This is a genomic window from Blautia fusiformis (genome assembly GCF_020686995.1).
Lineage (GTDB): Bacteria > Bacillota > Clostridia > Lachnospirales > Lachnospiraceae > Blautia_A > Blautia_A fusiformis.
This window is the reverse complement of sequence record NZ_JAJEPT010000016.1, coordinates 52,596-69,073: the sequence shown is the minus strand read 5'-3', so window position 1 is coordinate 69,073 and position 16,478 is coordinate 52,596. Positions and strand designations below refer to the sequence as shown.

Genomic DNA, 16,478 nt, shown 5'->3' with positions numbered 1-16,478 from the left:
ACACTATCTTAGCAATTTGATATTTCCAGGATTTCTCCTGAAAGTATATTCTGCCCAGATCCCGGTTTTGTGAATATTTATATTCTTCCATCAATAATAACACTTTTCACTGCACCCATGTGGAAACAATATTCTCTTTATCATACATTGAAACGCTGTTTCATTTTCTGCAGCGTCCAGGATTTCCAACGCTTTTCGCAAATTCCGGATATCTTTTTCCATGTGATCCACATAGTTTCCCCGGCCAACCAGCTTCAGATGCGTGATCCCTGCCTGCTTCAGCTGATACAGTGCACACAGTCCACAGCCTGTCTCACCACAAAGATATCCGGATTCATCATATGCTTTCAGATCCGGTTCCTGATCCCACGCCTGCTCCTGAAGAGCCATTATTTTTTCCGGAACAGCATCACCATTCCGTACAGTTCCAAGCCAATAGGACACCCTGCAAAGATATCCCATCTCATCACAGTGAAGAGAATTACAGAATGCTCCCGTAAACTGGCACATTTCATTCAGCACAAAGGCCTCGAACTCCATTCCCGCCTCCGGTCGGATCCCGGCCTGTTTTTCCACTTCTCTCTGAGATGCAATAACAGACTGCATATCCCGGAACATGTTTTTCCGATGAAAGATCAATCTCTTCAGAGGAAAGCGCCGGAACATCTTCAGCATTTCGCTGTTCACTTCCCCTGTCTCTCCGCTGAGATGGATCTCACAGGAAATCCCCCTGTTTTTCAGATAAACAAGAAGCGCCGGATCTGCAATGATATAGCTTCGAAATCCAATTCCCATGCACTTTTCTATGATATCTCCGATCTCCGGATACTGTTCCGGAAGATAATACAGGGAATTGAAGGTGAGATGCACCGGCTTTTTATATTTTTTTACCATCCGGGAAAGAATTTCCAGCTCACTGTATGCTCCAAGCTGAACATTACAACAGAGAACCTCCCTGCGATTTAACGGCATTACTGTGCCATATTTTTCCGCCCAGGAAAATGGTACATAGCCACAGAAAAATTCATCTGCTCCTGCCTGCACAAAACGTTCATATTCATCTATGGAGCCTAACCCGGCTGTTATTTTCATACTGTTATCCATGTCCTGTTCCTTTTTCTGCAATGTATTCTTGTCAAACAGATATTCGTGCTCCACCTTCACAGCCTGCTCATCACCTGTCATATATTAACAACAATGCGATCCGGCTTTGTGCCTTTTATATTTTTCCACATTTCAGGTATCTCCGGAAATGTTTTATCCACACCGAACAGGGAATTATACCTCCCTGCCATGTGTAAATGTTCCGGATAAAGAAGTGTGTATTTTTCACAGAATTTCGGACAGTGCTCCGCAAGCTGCTGTGTACCGCGATCTCCGGTGGTGCACAAAGCATACAATGGACAGTACTGCGAAGTGTTTGTCTGATAAAAAGGCAGATGCAGACTGTTTTTTCCCGGCGGAAGCTCCTGTGGATATCCGCAGGACTCCCATTCGTATCTGTGGATATGAAATTCTTCAGCCAGAAAATCCCGATAAAACCCCGCATTCAGGCTGTTTTGCTGAAATAATAAGGTATCACCGGATTTATATTTCATTCGCGGATCCTTTTTTCGTTTATTGAGCAATGTGCCCAGAACAGGATGCAGGCGGGATGTTTTTCCACAGAGCATTTCCACCATGGCCCAGTCATTGACTACGATTTCCACATTCACCCCATGAATACAGCACCAGTTATCCACCTTTTCCAGAAGCTTTCCCACAGACGAAAGCATAAATTCCCGGATATAAGAAAATACCAGTGTGATCTCCGATCCCTCCAAATACACTTTATCCATAATAGAAAAAAGCTGCTCTTCTATCGGAAACAAATTATGGCAGAACTGATTTCCAATATAAAATCTGTCCGGTATCCGGCCTGCAAAATAACTGTGAGTGAGATAATTCTTCTGCCAGTAAGACGCCAGAAAAGCCTGCAGCGGCTGGCACAGATATTCTTCATACAGGGAAGTGCAGTTTAATTCCAGGGCAAACTCTGCATTATCCAAAAGCCTTAATTCTTCTGCACCCATTGTATCCTGTGGATTTCCGGAAGCCTTTTCATTTTCTCTAAAAAACCACCGCTTCTTCTGTTCCTCCAGACTCCTGCAGTGCATCTCATCCAGCTCCGCAGGATAACCTGTCAGTGATTTCGCCAGCTCTCCATCGTCTCCATCCAGCTTCAGACGGATATATCTGTTGTACTCTCCGGCCAGCCGCCGAACCTCCTGTACATAATCCTTCTGTTCCACTCTCACAGAATATTCCCTGTAAAAATATTTTCCGGTTTTCTTTTCAACTGGCTGTTGATCCTGCAGGCATTGATCCTCTGCTGCACTCATCCCAAACTTCCGGATCTCCACTCTCCTGTACCCGGCTTTTTTCATATCATAAAAATAGATCAGAAACTGCTCCGGTTCCGGGCATTCCTCTGCCAGCCGAAATCGAAATCCATCTTCACCCAGCTCTGTGATCCGGATTTCTTTGCTATCCATAAAACCGGACAGTAATCCAAATGGTATCATAGAGATCCTCATCAGGAAAGCTTCCTCCCTTCAGGCAAAAAAGGAGATGCCATATGCTCCCATACAGCACCTCCCACTGTTCCTTCTTATTTCACTTCTACTAATTCAATTCTGAAATTCAGCTCTTTACCTGCCATCTCATGATTAGCATCGAAAGTAATGGTTTTTTCATCTTTTGCGTTAACTTTAACCGGGAACGGCTGACCATACTGATTGGAGAGGTATACCTGCTGTCCTACAGTAAGATCCTCAGCACCCGGAAGCTGTTCGATCTCAAGTGTAAAAATCGCATCCGGATTCGGCATACCGTAAGCTTCCTCAGGCATCAGATGAACATCTACCACCTGGCCAACCTCCATGTTTGCAACTGCCGCATCAAAGCCTTTGATCATCTGTCCTGCTCCGCAGATGAATTCCAGTGGCTCGCCACGGTCATAGGAAGAATCGAACTGTGTTCCGTCATTAAAGGTTCCTCTGTAATGTGTACGGCAGGTTTTTCCGACATTAGGGCCTGTGATAGATGGCTGGGAACCACATCCTCCGCCACAGCCTCCGCAGGAATGTCCGTCTTCATGACCGCCGCAGGAGTGTCCATTCTCATGGCTTCCGCAGGAATGTCCATCCTCATGATGGTGATGATCACAATTCACACCTGTGGATACCAGCTCGCCCTTCAGATAAGCATCCACAGCTGTGTCTGCATCTCCCTGTGCTCCGGAACATAACTCAATGCCAGCCTCAGCAAGTGCACTCTGTGCTCCGCCGCCGATTCCTCCACAGATCAGAACGCTGATTCCCTGCTCTGCAAGAAGTCCTGCAAGTGCACCATGTCCGGTGCCATTGGAACCGATCACTTCACTGGAAACAACCTTGTTATCCTCTACCTCGTACACCTTGAAAAACTCCGTTTTTCCAAAATGCTGGAAAATATTTCCGTTGTCGTATGTTGCTGCAATTTTCATTTGTAAAACCCTCCATTAATCAGATATGTATTATATTAGTATATCGTGCAGGCAGGATAAAAGCAAGGTTTAACTTCTCTCACAAAAACACCTCGCGGGACATTGCCAGTGAACAGTAACCTCTTGCTGTCATTCAATGAATCCAGTATAATAGAAGCATCTGTAAAAATAAAAGATTTTTTAAATAAGAAGGTTTGAATTAAAATGAAATCATACGAAGAATTACTTTCAGATATTGAAGAAGACATGGAACTCATGGGTTCCTCACACATTGTTTATTCCATGGAAGAGGACGGCGTTGTTACTGATTATGATTATCTTCCATCCGATTCCTGTACGATCTCCATTACCTTAAAGGAACTTCAGGAAAAGCTTCAGCTGCAAATGCTCTATACAAAAGTTTCCGCTCATACAGCCGGAGCAGATAAAAATGCCCCAAAATTAGCTGTTGTTTTTCCGGGCATCGGATACACTGCTGACAAGCCGCTTCTGTACTATACCAGCCGCCTTGCCAGCAAACAAGGCTACCAGATCCGCACGGTATCCTATGACAACCTCCCGGAAAATGTAAAAGGTGATCCGAAGAAAATGAAACAGGCCTTTGACCTTGCCCTGGAACAAACAGAACGCTCCTTAAGCAGCATCGACTGGAATTCTTATGGCAGCGTTCTGTTTATTTCCAAAAGCATTGGTACAGTCATCTCATCAGCCTATGCTTCCCGACACGATCTGACTGTAAAAAGCATCCTGTTCACGCCTCTTGCAGAGACCTTTTCCTTCCCACTTGCCGGAAGCATCGCCTTCCACGGCACCGCAGATCCCTGGGCCGAAACCGATTCCATACGGGAACTGGCAGCGCAGAAAGATGTCCCTCTCTTTCTCACCCAAAACGCCAACCATTCTCTGGAAACCGGTGATGTACTGACGGATATCTTTATTCTAAAAACCACAATGGAGCGGGTCCAGCGTTTTATTTAACGCCGGTCCGCTTATTTTTCTCCACCCACTAAAAACTGAGGTGTCAGCTTATTCAGCTCACGTTCCATGGAAGTTCTGGAAATATCACTGATGTCCTTCAGGGCAAACACTTTGGAAAAGCCGATCTCCATCATGTAATCCAGATCCCATACCGGACGCTTTTTATCACTCATAAACAGCTTACTGCTGAGCTCTTTCCCTGTTTCCGCATCTTCATGAGCATGGATACCTCTTCCATATTTTTCCCACATAGCAGCATCATGTGCCTCGTAAATCTTTTTCTTTTCTTCATCATAAAGATGCAGATACCAGCAGGCGTCCGATACCAAAAGACGTCCGCCTTTTTTCAGTACACGCAGCCACTCCTTGTAAGCCTTCTGTGGATCGTCCAGCGTCCATGTGATATTTCTGCAGATAACCATATCAAATGTCTCATCCGGGAAATTCAGATTGTGGCAGTCCATAGTCATCAGATCTGCGGATAAACCTGCTGCCTTTACATTTTCCTTTGCTTCATGGATCATATTTTCAGTAATATCGATCCCGGTCACATGATGTCCTTCTTTTCCCAGCATAATTTCAAAAAATCCCGGCCCGCAGCCTACGTCCAGTACTTCCAGATGTTCTTTTTCCGGCGCATACTCCAGAATCAGATTCTTCCAGTTTTCTGCTGTTTCACTTTTCAATTCTGCCTTGATCCCTTCGCTGTAAATGCCAGCTTCTCCTTCCCAGTACTCTTTGATCTTATCGTTTTGCATGTCACTTCTCCTTCTTTGTGGCTACTACAATAAATTTTTTTCCCTGATATCCGTATTTCCAGAAATCCATCGTCCATGGTCTGTTTAGCCAGCGGTTCTCTCTGATCTGGATCCTGGCAAAGCGTACCTTTTTTAATATCTGAAAGTCCGCTTCCGGACGCTTCTGCGATGTAAATGGCAGCTTTTCATAAATTCCGCTGTTTTCCTTCACGTCAGATCCATATGTTTTTCTTTCTGTAACATAAATAAGAAAATCAGCAATTTTCATATGGATCTTATTTTTTAATGTGGGTTCGACGGTCCGATAGTCCCCATCAAAATAAATGATCCTTCCACCTGGTTTTAATACAGCCTTCCAGCGTCTGAAAGCTTTTTCCGGATCATATAATGTCCACACCGCATCTCTGGAAAGTATCACATCATAGCTTTGTTCCTGTTCCAATGGCAAAGTTACACCATCTTCCTCACAGATTTCCACCTGCTGATGATACTGCCGCATATTCCTTCTGGCTTTTTCTACCATTCCTGATGAACCATCGATCGCTTTTACATCATGTCCCAGACGCGCTGCTATGATGCTCATAAAACCCGGGCCGCAGCCCACTTCTAAAATACGAAGGGGCTCAGGTCCAAGAAGTCTTTTCAATTCTTTTGTCCAGTAAGATACCGTTCTTTTGTTACTCAATTGTTTTTGGATCATATCATCATAATCACCGGAATCTTCTGTCCATTTATTCTCGATCTTTTCAAACATTTTTTACTCCACTACATCCAGTGTTGCCCAGTTAATGCCTTCATAGGCAGTCGGTGCAAGCTCTACATTGGTCAGTCTGGTATTGTTATAGATATAATCACGGTTCGGATAATACAGCGGCACTGTTACTGCCTGATCATTGATACGTGTGAGGATCTTATCGTATAATTCCGTCCGCTTTTCTTCATCCTGTGTCTTTAATACTTCTCCGAGATCTTTGTTCAGCTCCTCATCGTACCAGTTTACTGCCTTTGCTCCATCTTCCGCATAGAACATTGATTTCAGGAATCCATGAGGCATCCAGGAATCTTCATAGCTGCGGTAAATGCACAGATCGTAATCTCTGGTGTTCCAGATCTCATCATAGTAAGCTGCGGATTCTTTTTCTACCAGTTCAATACCTACACCGACCTTCTCATATTCAGATTTCAGGAATTCACAAAGAGATTTCCATGAAGCATATTCTTCAGTCTGGAATACCAGTCTGAGGCTCAGTGGTTCTCCGTCTTTTTCTACAATACCATCTCCATCTGTATCCTCATATCCTGCTTCCTTTAACAGTTCCTTTGCTTTATCCGGATCATATGGATAGCCCTTGCTGTTTTCTTCTGTTACATAAGGAACTGTCGGAGACATAAGTCCGGTTGCAGGATTGCCGTAACCATCCAGCAGATCATTTACAATGCTTTCTTTATTTGTTGCATAATTCAGTGCCTGACGTACGTTTACATCCTGAAGCGCCGGTGTATCATAATTTTCGATCAAATAGTAAGAAAGTGTGGAAACCTGCTGTTCTGTCGATAAATTTTTATCTGCCTGGATAATACTGAAGCTTTCGGATGGAATATCCTGAAGATTCAGATCTGCCTCTCCACTCTGAAGTGCCATCACTCTGGCATCACCGTCTACCACCTGTTTCAGAACTACTTTATCAATATTTGGTTTCTCACCGTAATAATTAGGATTTGGTACCAGGACAACCTCCTGACCGCTTTCATAACTGTCGATCATCCACATTCCGGTACCCACTTCCTGACAAAATTCTCCGTCTTCATCCAGTGCACTTTCACAGGTGAAACGGAATGGTCTTGGATAGCTGAATTCGATCAGCAGGGTATAGCATGGTTCTGCGAACTTAAATTCTACAGTATAATCATCTACCTTTGTAACATTTTCCAGTTTGGCTGAAAAGTTACCGGTCACATCCTGTTCCACCCATCTGTTATAATTCCACATCACATTGTCTGCATTAAACACTGTACCGTCTGAGAATTTCACATCTTTTCTTAAATGAAACGTATAGGTTGTGCCATCTTTGCTGATATCCCAAGATTCTGCCAATGCCGGTTTAATTTCTCCATTTTCTCCATAACGCACCAGTGGATCATAGATCATTTCATAAAGACGAAAGTCCGGACCACTTTTTATAGGGTCACAAAGTTCAGGAGTCAGATCAATGGATGTCATTGCCGTAACTACTTTTTCCTCTTTTGCCTGTACATTGACACCTGTCAGTAAAGTTGCCGCCACCATGCTCAATGCTATCAGTTTTGCTACACGTCTTTTCTTCATTTCTTCCTCTCCTTTGTTTGTTTTATATTTTACAGCATATGACATGCCGCAAAATGTCCTGTTTCAATTTCTGTCAATTCCGGTATATGCTCTCTGCATATATTTGTACATCTTCTGCACCGGTTCTGGTATGGGCAGCCCTGTTCCGGAATGGTATCTGAAAATATTTTCTTTTCCTGCGATCCGATTCTTCGCATTTTCGGTTCTTTTACCGGAATAGAATCAAACAGATCTTTTGTATAAGGATGCACGGCAGTCTCCTTTAAGCTGTCCGTATGATCGATAAACTCGACCACGCGTCCCTGATACATAATAGCCACCTCTTTGCAGAGATATGGAACATTGGACAGATCGTGAGTGATCAGTAAATAGGTCATCTCATATTTTTCCTGCAGCTCATTTAACAGATGCAGGATCTGCTTTCGTATGGAATAATCCAGACTGGATACCGGTTCATCACAGATCACAAGTTCCGGTCTTAATACCAATGCTCTCGCAATATTAGCTCTCTGACACTGACCTCCTGAAATCTGTCCAACATAACGGTTGCGGATATCCGGATCAAGCCCCGTCTGGATCAAAGCCTCCTTTACTCGCTCTTCATACTCACCCTCTTGCAGTTTTTCATGTAATTTCAAAATTTCCAGAATATTTTCTCCAATGGTATAACCAGGATCAAATACCCCGCTGCTGCTTTGAAAGACCATCTGAAGATTCTTGCGATATGGACGAAACTGCTTTTCAGACAAATCCTGCATTTCCTGTCCCTGAAACCAGAATTTTCCATCTGTAGGTTTCTCCAGGCCGGCGATCAGCTTTCCGAATGTAGTTTTACCACTTCCACTTTCACCGATCAGGGCCATGGATGATCCTGCATGGATTTCCAGACTTACATCATCCACTGCCTTCACAATTTTTTTCTTGCCATAATATTTTTTTAAATGTTCTGTCTTTAGTAACGTACTCATACTTTTCCCCTATAAAACTGCATCCAACAGTTTTTTTGTATATGAATGCTGCGGATGATAAAAGATCTCTTCAACCGTTCCGTTTTCCACTATTTCGCCGTCTTTCATGATCGAAACATCATCTGCGATCTCTGCCACCACACCCAGATCATGCGTAATAAATAACACGCCCAGATTTTCTTTCCTGGATAGCTGATAGATTTCTTCCAGGATCTGCTTCTGTACGGTTACATCCAAGGCTGTCGTCGGCTCATCTGCGATCAGATAATCCGGTTTCATGGACATGGCAATGGCGATCATAACACGTTGGCACATACCACCAGACAATTCGTAAGGTTTTTTCTTCATCAGTTCTTCCGGATCACGCAGATTCATCATCCGCAGACTTTCCAACGCTGCTTCCCTTGCCTGTTTTTTGCTCATTCTGCGATGTTTTCTCAGTCCTTCCAGAAGCAGTTGTTCAACTGTAAAAAGCGGATCAAGAGCAGCAGTCGGATCCTGAAAGATCATTCCGATCCTGTCTCCGTATAACTGTCGTTTTTCTTTTCCTGATAACTTCAGAAGACTCTTTTCGTTCAGTGTCACATCTCCGGATATCACCTTTCCATTTCCTGCAAGCAGATTCATGATCGTCAGAGAGGTAACTGACTTGCCGCTTCCACTTTCTCCCACCAGAGCATGGATCCTTCCGCGTTTTACTTCCAGGCTGACATCTTTTACTGCATGAACCATTCCGTGAGATGTCTGAAACTCCACATGTAGTCTTTTTACCCTTAGGACATCATTTTTGGGCTGTTCCATTCTGTATTCCCTCCCCCAGATAATTAAATGCCAGAACAATGATCATGATCAGTATGCCCGGATAAAACATCAGTCTTGGATAAGTCTGGATATAACTTCTACTGTCACTGAGCATGATCCCCCATTCCGGTGTCGGTGCCTGCACACCAAGGCCGATAAAGGAAAAACCGGCAATTGACAGAATGATCGAACCGATTTCCATTGTTGCCAGTGCGATCACAGATGGCAGGATATTTCTCAATACATGCCTAAATATGATCCTTGCGTGGCCGCAGCCGCCGGCTTTTAGTGCGGTCATATAATTTTTATTTTTTTCCTGAAGTGTCAATGCTCGGGCAAGCCTTGCATATTCTGCCCAGGATACGACCGATAAGGACAGAATCAGATGAGCGCCGCTGGCTCCTACGGTTCCTGCAATGGCAAGTGCCACAATAAAGACCGGCATAGCCATAAATACATCAATGATCCTCATAATTATGGAATCGATTTTTCCACCTACATATCCGGCAAACAGTCCGATCGGCACCCCGACACATACAGTGATCAGAAGCACCGTAAAGCTATAGCTCAGTGAATACCGGCTGCCCCAGAGAAGTCTTGATAAAATACATCGTCCCAGCTGATCAGTACCTAAAGGATATGCCGCCGACGGATTCTTTAATTTTATCGAAACATCCACAAGCAGTGGATCATGCGGCGCTAATACAGGTGCAAAAATAGCTGCCAATGCAAAAATTATGACCACCATCAATCCTATTTTTGTTTTCGGTGACCGGAATACCTGTTTCCAGTACAGATTCTGGATCATGCTTTTTTCTGTTTTCTGCTTTCTTCTGCTTCCCATTCTATGATCTCTCCTTTACTTTAACTGGATTCGCCGGTCAATCGCAGAATAGGCGATATCCACAAGAAAATTTAATACTACAATGCCAACAGCCAGAATAAAGATAAAACATTGCAGCACCGGAGTATCTTTTGAGATCACGGATTTCAATGCCAGATTTCCGATTCCCTGAATTGAAAAAATACTTTCTATCACAGCTGAGCCACAGAAAAAACCGATCACAATTGATACCAGACGTGTCAGCACAGGAATCAGGATATTTTTCAGACCATGACGCAAAATTACATTTACAGATGACAATCCCTTAGCTCTGCTGGCACGTATGTAATCCTGCTTCAGCACCTGTATCATATTGGTACGAATCAATCTCGTCATAATTCCAAAGAAACTGATATCCATGGCAAATGCCGCAAGAATCGGGATGCCTCCGGCATCTCCTCCGATCACGGAAATCACTTTTAGCTTTACTCCAAATATATAGAGCAGCATCAGACCGATCCAGAAAGATGGCATAGATACACTGAGGGACGACAAAATGCGAATGACTTTATCCAGAACTCTGTTTTCATAAATTGCCGACAAAATTCCAAGAGGGACTGATACGATCATCAACAATAAAAACGAAGTAACTGCCAGTTTAAATGTCTGTGGAAAATATCTTTTTAATTCCTCAAAAGCCGGTTTTCTGGTAGAATATGATTTTCCAAAATCGCCATGAAGTGCCTGATCCAGCCATTTCCCGTATTGTACCAGCACCGGCTGATCCAGTCCTTCCTCATGCCGTACTTCTTCTACCTGCTCCGGTGACGGATGCTCATATTTTTTCTCCGCCAGCACTCTGGCAGCATCACCTGCCGATATAAAACTCAGCATAAAAATAATAAATGTAACCGCCAGCACTACCGGAATCATAAATATAAAACGCTTTGCAATTACTTTTCCCATCTTCATCTCTCCTCATTTTTTATCTGTTTATTGTTTTTAAAATAAAAAAAGCTGATATGATCCAGCATCATATCAGCACAAAAAACAAACCTCCACCTCAGGCAGAGCTTATTCCTTCTGTATCCCATCCGAATCAGAATTCTTCTGTCAAAAAGGCAAGTCTCCTGACTCCAGTTCTTCCTACTTACCATCTTCCCGGATCTCTCCAGTGATATTTTGGTTTTCGTCCCTGTCACAGTAGCGGTGGCTGTTCTGGCATTTCACCAGATTCCTTATTAAGTACTTTGTACACCCTTCTGACTATTCAATTTTCATAGTTGCAATGAATAAATATTATAATATCATACTTTTCTTTTTATATAAATAGTTTTTTGTCAAATATAAAATATCTGAACGTTTCATAGTGAAACCCGGATATTTTCTGCCTGTATTATTATAGATCCCTTAAGTAAATAACATTATGTATGAACGGTGACTTCTTTATATTTCCGTATAATGATCATATAACTTACGAATAATAAAACAGCTGCACTGCTCCATGCACAGATCTCTGCATAGTATATTCCATCTTCACCGATCAGTTTTGGCAGCAGCAGCGCAACACTGACACGCATTATAAATTCTGCAATGCCGCTGGCAAGCGGAATCAAAGTATTACCCAGGCCCTGGATAGCGGAACGATACACATACAGCAGATACAGCACCCACAAAAAGACAGCCATGATAAACAAATACTTATATGCTATATCCAATACCTGTCGGGTCTGATCCGGTTCACCGGATACAAACAGGGACAGTACATTACGTCCAAACAGTACCATCATGCCGGAAATGAAAGCCGAAGTGAGCACTGCCATATAAGTGCCGCTGCGCACGCCTTTTCGAATCCTCTGGTATTTTTTTGCACCAAGATTCTGGCCCACATAGGTTGTAATAGCATATCCATATGAAACGGCAGCCATCTCCAAAACCCCATACAGCTTGTTCGATGCCGTAAATCCCGCCACAAACAGAAAACCAAATCCATTGATCACATACTGTACCACAAGTCCTCCCACGGAGATGATCACATTCTGTATCGCAAGAGGAACCGCCAGTTCCAAAAGCCGCAGGCTCATAGAGGGCTGCCTGTAAAAGTCCTTCTTTTCCAGGCGGATATCCGGGATTTTACGTAATACGATCAAACAGTACAAGGCAGAAAATCCCTGCGCGATAACGGTCGCCACTGCTGCTCCGGCTATACCCCAGCCAAAAACCGCCACAAATAACAAATCCAGTCCCACATTGATCACTGCTGCCACTGTCATTGCGATCAACGGAGATCTGCTGTTTCCAAGTGCCCGAAGGATCGCTGCAAATATATTATAAGCAGCTATGATCGGGATTCCTGCAAAGATCAGCCGCAAATATAGCATTGTCAGATCAATGACATTATCCGGTGTCTGTAAAAATAAAAGAACATGATAAACTGTACCTTCACTTACTGCGAGTACGACCACAGACAGTAATGCTGTCATGATATAGCTTTTCGCTACTGCACATTTCAGATTTTCCTTTTCCCTTGCTCCATAATACTGAGATACAAGAATAGAAAAACCCTGTGTGATACCTGTCATAATCCCCAACACCAGCCATACCAGCCAATCTCCGGCACCTACTGCCGCCAGTGCTTTAACTCCTACCACTTGTCCGACGATCATGGTGTCTGCCATTGTATAAAACTGCTGAAAAATATTTCCAAGCATCATTGGTATGGCAAAAGTTATGATCAGTTTTCCGGGAGATCCGGCAGTCATATCTTTTTCATTAGTTCCCATAAGAATCTCCTTTTCTTTTCATCCTTGACCGCTATTTTACAAGGGACTCTTACGAAACACAAGCCTATTTTTTCACAAAGTTTTTCTCATATTTTTGGTAGCTATTACATCTTTATAATCATTATTTTTAATGGATCATCTTTGCCACGCCTATCTTAAAACTCTTTCTTCTTCATGGCGCTCATACTATACTTATACGAAGCAAACCATATAAGCAGACTTAGCACAATGAGGGCAATCCCGATTTCAAGATCCCCTATTCCCCCTATCATATGCAGAATACTTTCTTTTAATCCCAAGTTAGTCTTCACAAAAGATCTAATTGTATAACAAATCGCAAAAATAATTAAAATTGCGATTGGCAGCACAATTCGCCCTTTCTCTCCTTCGAACCTTATCCTGATCGCGATCATAATTCCCGCAATTGCCTGAAACACAAAAAATGTGATCAACTCCATTGCCAGCATTTCCAGATCAAACACCTCTTCAGGATTTATGAGTACCATAATTCCTGCACAGATCATTCCAATGCACCATCCACATGCTGTCATGATAAAGGAAAAAATATATTTTTCTCTGACATATATTTTTTTATTTACGGGTAAAGAAAATAAATATGTGTAACCATGGCCATTTTCATCATAACTGATCGTATTACCTGAATATATCGCCAGAACAGATGGGATATACATTGCAATGAAAGCAGCTGCCTTTTTTCCTGTAAGTATAAAAAACAATGCTACAAACACTAACACCAAAAAAAGATTACCACCCTGTCGAAAAAACAATCGAAAATCCTTTTCCAAAAGCCCTCTGATTCCTTTCATCATCTTTCGCCTCCTGTCAACATCAGGATCACCTGATCGAGTGATCCGCTCTCTACTACGATTTCCGGATAATTTTCTATATAATACTGCTTCTCGTTCGTCAGACAGGCAACTCCAAAAAACTCTTTTTTCTCTTTCAAAAGATACCTTTTGTCCACTGCCTGATATTGTTCCTCACTGACCTTCAACACTGCATATTTTTCAAGAATCGTATCCATCGCTTCATGAAGTACAATCTTTCCTTTATGTATCACATAAATGTCATCACACAGATGTTCTAAGTCCGAAGAAATATGTGAGCTGATCAGGATACTTCTCTCCGGCTCTTCTTCCATATACTCTCTTAAAATATCCAGCATCCTTTCCCTCGCTCCGACATCAAGCCCTGCTGTCGGCTCATCCAGCATCAGGAATTCTGCCTGATGTGTCAATGCAACGATCAGATTCAGCTTTGCTTTCATTCCTGTTGAGTACTCTTTTATAAATTTATCCAACGGAATCTGATATTCTTCACACATCTGATGAAATTTTTCTGCTTCAAACTTTGGATATAATTTGGCAAGGACTGCCTCAACATCTTTCCCTTTCAAGTATCCACTGAATCCGGTTTCTGCCAGGACAACTCCCAGCTCTTCTTTCTCTTTTTCACTTAACTCTTCCGGTATTTTTCCCAGGATCTTTATCTCACCGGCATCATAAGAAATGAGTCCGAGCACTGCCTTGAACAAAGTACTCTTACCGGCTCCGTTCTCTCCAACCAGACCGGTGATTCTTCCTTTTTCTACATTTAACGAACAGTCTAACTGAAATTCACCGTAGCTTTTCTTTACTCCTTTGATCTCCAACATAATCATTCATCCTCCATGATGAGTTCAAACAACGAACGGATCTCTTCCTCTTTCATTCCGCAGCGCCTTCCCTTCTGAATTGCTGCTTCCAGATCCGCCTCAACCTCTTTCCTGCGCTCTTCTTCCATCAGCTGTGTATTCGAAGCCGCTACATACGTTCCTTTCCCATGAACTGTGACTGTCATGCCCTCTGCTTCCAGATTGTCATATGCTTTCTTCACAGTAAGTGCACTGATCTTCAGTTCCTTTGCCATTGTTCTCACGGACGGCAATATATCATTTTCTTTTAACTCTCCGGAGATGATCTGCGCCTTGATCTGCTCCATGATCTGTTCATAAATTGGTACCATCGATGTATTATTGATTATAATCTTCATATGTTCCCTCCTGTTGCAAACAGTATATAACAGTATAATACTGTTGTCAACTGTTATATACTGTTTTGCAGTAGTTGACTGCCGGGATATATTTTTTAGCACGAAAAAAGCACCTCTCGGTTTTCTGATTATTAACTCTGAGAAGTGCTCTTGTTTTATATCTAATTTTAGTACAGCTTTGCACCTGCCGGGATTCTGTCATCTACCATCAGAAGGTTCAGTCCTTCATGACCATCTTCCTCAGGTACTGCTGAGATCAGCATACCCTCGGAATCGATTCCCATCATGAAGGAATTCATTCTGATCAAATGCTCTTATTTTATTTCTTTTTAACTCATTCAATGTTAAAAGTATAGTTTTTGTTTCTGTCTTCATTATCCTGCTGCTGAAGATAAAACATTGCCTTTTGAGTTTCAATCTCCGCTTTCAGTTCTTCTTTTGTCGGCAGGTATAATTTGTACTTGGAAGCAAATAATTGTTCATTGTCATGCATAACAGAATAACGGGCAATATCATCATCTGTATCGGAACAAAGAACAATACCGATTGTTGGGTTATCGCCCTCACTACGTTTCAATTCATCATACATACGGATATACATATCCATCTGTCCTACATCTTGATGTGTTATCTTTTCTGTTTTCAGGTCGATGAGGACAAAGCATTTCAGTATGTAATTGTAAAACACAAGGTCGATATAATAGTCCTGTTTCTCCGTATGGATATGCTGCTGCCTTGCCACAAAAGCATATCCCTTTCCAAGCTCCATCAAAAATTTCTGCAAATTGGAAAGAATACTTTTCTCAAGGTCACTCTCTGTAAAATCTGTATTCTGCGAAAAGCCTAAAAACTCCGCAACTACCGGATTCTTGATAAACTCCAACTTATCATTCTGATACGGTGCAGTCAGTTCCTTCATTTCACTTTCTACAAGCTCTTTTTTCTGAGTTTTGAGCATACGGTAATAATACTGAGAAGAAATATTCCTCTGCAAAGTACGGACACTCCAAGTCTGTTTTGCGGCTTCTTTCTCATACCAGTCGCGAGCTGCCTTCTCTTTAACCTGTAATAATGTTGCATAATGCGACCAAGACAGTAACCCAACAGATTTTCCAGACGATGTCTGGAAAATTTCAGGATAGGTCTTATAGAAAGAATAAAAGCTATATAGATTCGACTTTGTATAACCTTTTCCATATTCAGCCGATAATTCTTTTGCTAACTTTTTTATAATTTCAGCTCCATATTTTGCCCTATCCTCGCCCTGCAATTCTTCACTTGCAATTCTATAACCAAGGAGCCAATTTCTCTGTATAAGCGTTGTATTGACCGCTCGATATGCAGCTTTTTGTGAAGATTCGATAATCCCACACATATCTTTTAAGATGTCATCGGTTTTAACAAAATTATCCATAAAATTATTTTGACCGATTTTTTCTAATTTATTCTCCATAGCTACCGCT

At 42.4% G+C, this 16,478-nt stretch carries 16 protein-coding genes, 1 pseudogene and 1 riboswitch; of the genes and pseudogenes, 1 reads left to right on the top strand and 16 read right to left on the bottom strand.

The window, feature by feature from the left end:
• Positions 1-90 precede the first annotated feature (90 nt).
• The 3 genes from LKD46_RS13510 to LKD46_RS13500 all read right to left on the bottom strand — a co-directional run bounded on the left by LKD46_RS13510 (position 91) and on the right by LKD46_RS13500 (position 3,526).
• On the bottom strand, positions 91-1,158 hold the full coding sequence (locus LKD46_RS13510; protein ID WP_331465976.1) for a U32 family peptidase: 1,068 nt from the start codon (positions 1,156-1,158) through the stop codon (positions 91-93).
• Between the two features lie 23 nt (positions 1,159-1,181).
• A complete protein-coding gene (locus tag LKD46_RS13505) occupies positions 1,182-2,564 on the bottom strand; it encodes a hypothetical protein (protein WP_227574225.1) in 1,383 nt (460 codons plus the stop codon).
• Between the two features lie 86 nt (positions 2,565-2,650).
• Positions 2,651-3,526, bottom strand: coding sequence for an FKBP-type peptidyl-prolyl cis-trans isomerase (locus tag LKD46_RS13500; protein ID WP_173746377.1), 876 nt, complete (start codon positions 3,524-3,526; stop codon positions 2,651-2,653).
• A 204-nt stretch (positions 3,527-3,730) separates the two neighbouring features.
• On the opposite strand from LKD46_RS13500, the gene LKD46_RS13495 reads away from it, so the two are divergent.
• Entirely contained in the window at positions 3,731-4,504 is a 774-nt protein-coding gene (locus LKD46_RS13495; protein ID WP_227574224.1) for an alpha/beta hydrolase, read from the top strand.
• Positions 4,505-4,515: 11 nt separating this feature from the next.
• On the opposite strand, the gene LKD46_RS13490 is transcribed toward LKD46_RS13495, so the two are convergent.
• The 13 genes and pseudogenes from LKD46_RS13490 to LKD46_RS13430 form a co-directional block, all read right to left on the bottom strand.
• Entirely contained in the window at positions 4,516-5,262 is a 747-nt protein-coding gene (locus LKD46_RS13490) for a class I SAM-dependent methyltransferase (protein ID WP_015526666.1), read from the bottom strand.
• Position 5,263: 1 nt separating this feature from the next.
• Positions 5,264-6,016, bottom strand: a complete 753-nt coding sequence (locus LKD46_RS13485; protein WP_022426108.1) for a class I SAM-dependent methyltransferase — start codon at positions 6,014-6,016, stop codon at positions 5,264-5,266.
• A gap of 3 nt (positions 6,017-6,019) precedes the next feature.
• Positions 6,020-7,588, bottom strand: a complete 1,569-nt coding sequence (locus LKD46_RS13480; protein WP_227574223.1) for a nickel ABC transporter substrate-binding protein — start codon at positions 7,586-7,588, stop codon at positions 6,020-6,022.
• Between the two features lie 29 nt (positions 7,589-7,617).
• The gene (locus tag LKD46_RS13475) at positions 7,618-8,556 is read right to left on the bottom strand and encodes an oligopeptide/dipeptide ABC transporter ATP-binding protein (RefSeq protein WP_059086421.1); all 939 of its coding nucleotides are present in this window, start codon (positions 8,554-8,556) and stop codon (positions 7,618-7,620) included.
• A gap of 9 nt (positions 8,557-8,565) precedes the next feature.
• Positions 8,566-9,357, bottom strand: coding sequence for an ABC transporter ATP-binding protein (locus LKD46_RS13470; protein WP_015526669.1), 792 nt, complete (start codon positions 9,355-9,357; stop codon positions 8,566-8,568).
• The gene (gene nikC, locus LKD46_RS13465) at positions 9,338-10,201 is read right to left on the bottom strand and encodes a nickel transporter permease (RefSeq protein ID WP_021650926.1); all 864 of its coding nucleotides are present in this window, start codon (positions 10,199-10,201) and stop codon (positions 9,338-9,340) included. The genes LKD46_RS13470 and nikC overlap by 20 nt, the downstream gene beginning before the upstream one ends.
• A 15-nt stretch (positions 10,202-10,216) precedes the next feature.
• On the bottom strand, positions 10,217-11,146 hold the full coding sequence (locus tag LKD46_RS13460) for an ABC transporter permease (protein ID WP_015526672.1): 930 nt from the start codon (positions 11,144-11,146) through the stop codon (positions 10,217-10,219).
• A 137-nt stretch (positions 11,147-11,283) separates the two neighbouring features.
• Positions 11,284-11,457: riboswitch (cobalamin riboswitch) on the bottom strand.
• Between the two features lie 147 nt (positions 11,458-11,604).
• On the bottom strand, positions 11,605-12,963 hold the full coding sequence (locus tag LKD46_RS13455; RefSeq protein WP_015526673.1) for an MATE family efflux transporter: 1,359 nt from the start codon (positions 12,961-12,963) through the stop codon (positions 11,605-11,607).
• A gap of 155 nt (positions 12,964-13,118) precedes the next feature.
• Positions 13,119-13,793 carry an ABC-2 transporter permease gene (locus LKD46_RS13450; protein ID WP_059086423.1) on the bottom strand — a complete coding sequence of 225 codons (675 nt, stop codon included), beginning with the start codon at positions 13,791-13,793 and terminating at the stop codon, positions 13,119-13,121.
• Positions 13,790-14,638, bottom strand: coding sequence for an ABC transporter ATP-binding protein (locus LKD46_RS13445; protein WP_059086424.1), 849 nt, complete (start codon positions 14,636-14,638; stop codon positions 13,790-13,792). Before LKD46_RS13445 ends, LKD46_RS13450 begins: the two co-directional genes overlap by 4 nt.
• Positions 14,639-14,640: 2 nt before the next feature.
• Positions 14,641-15,015: a GntR family transcriptional regulator gene (locus tag LKD46_RS13440; protein ID WP_015526677.1), complete on the bottom strand. Its 375-nt coding sequence runs from the start codon at positions 15,013-15,015 to the stop codon at positions 14,641-14,643.
• 167 nt (positions 15,016-15,182) lie between these two features.
• Positions 15,183-15,302, bottom strand: a pseudogene (locus LKD46_RS13435) (methionine--tRNA ligase subunit beta); the annotation flags it as partial.
• Positions 15,303-15,349: 47 nt separating this feature from the next.
• Positions 15,350-16,468: a PDDEXK nuclease domain-containing protein gene (locus LKD46_RS13430; RefSeq protein WP_118753269.1), complete on the bottom strand. Its 1,119-nt coding sequence runs from the start codon at positions 16,466-16,468 to the stop codon at positions 15,350-15,352.
• Positions 16,469-16,478: the final 10 nt, after the last annotated feature.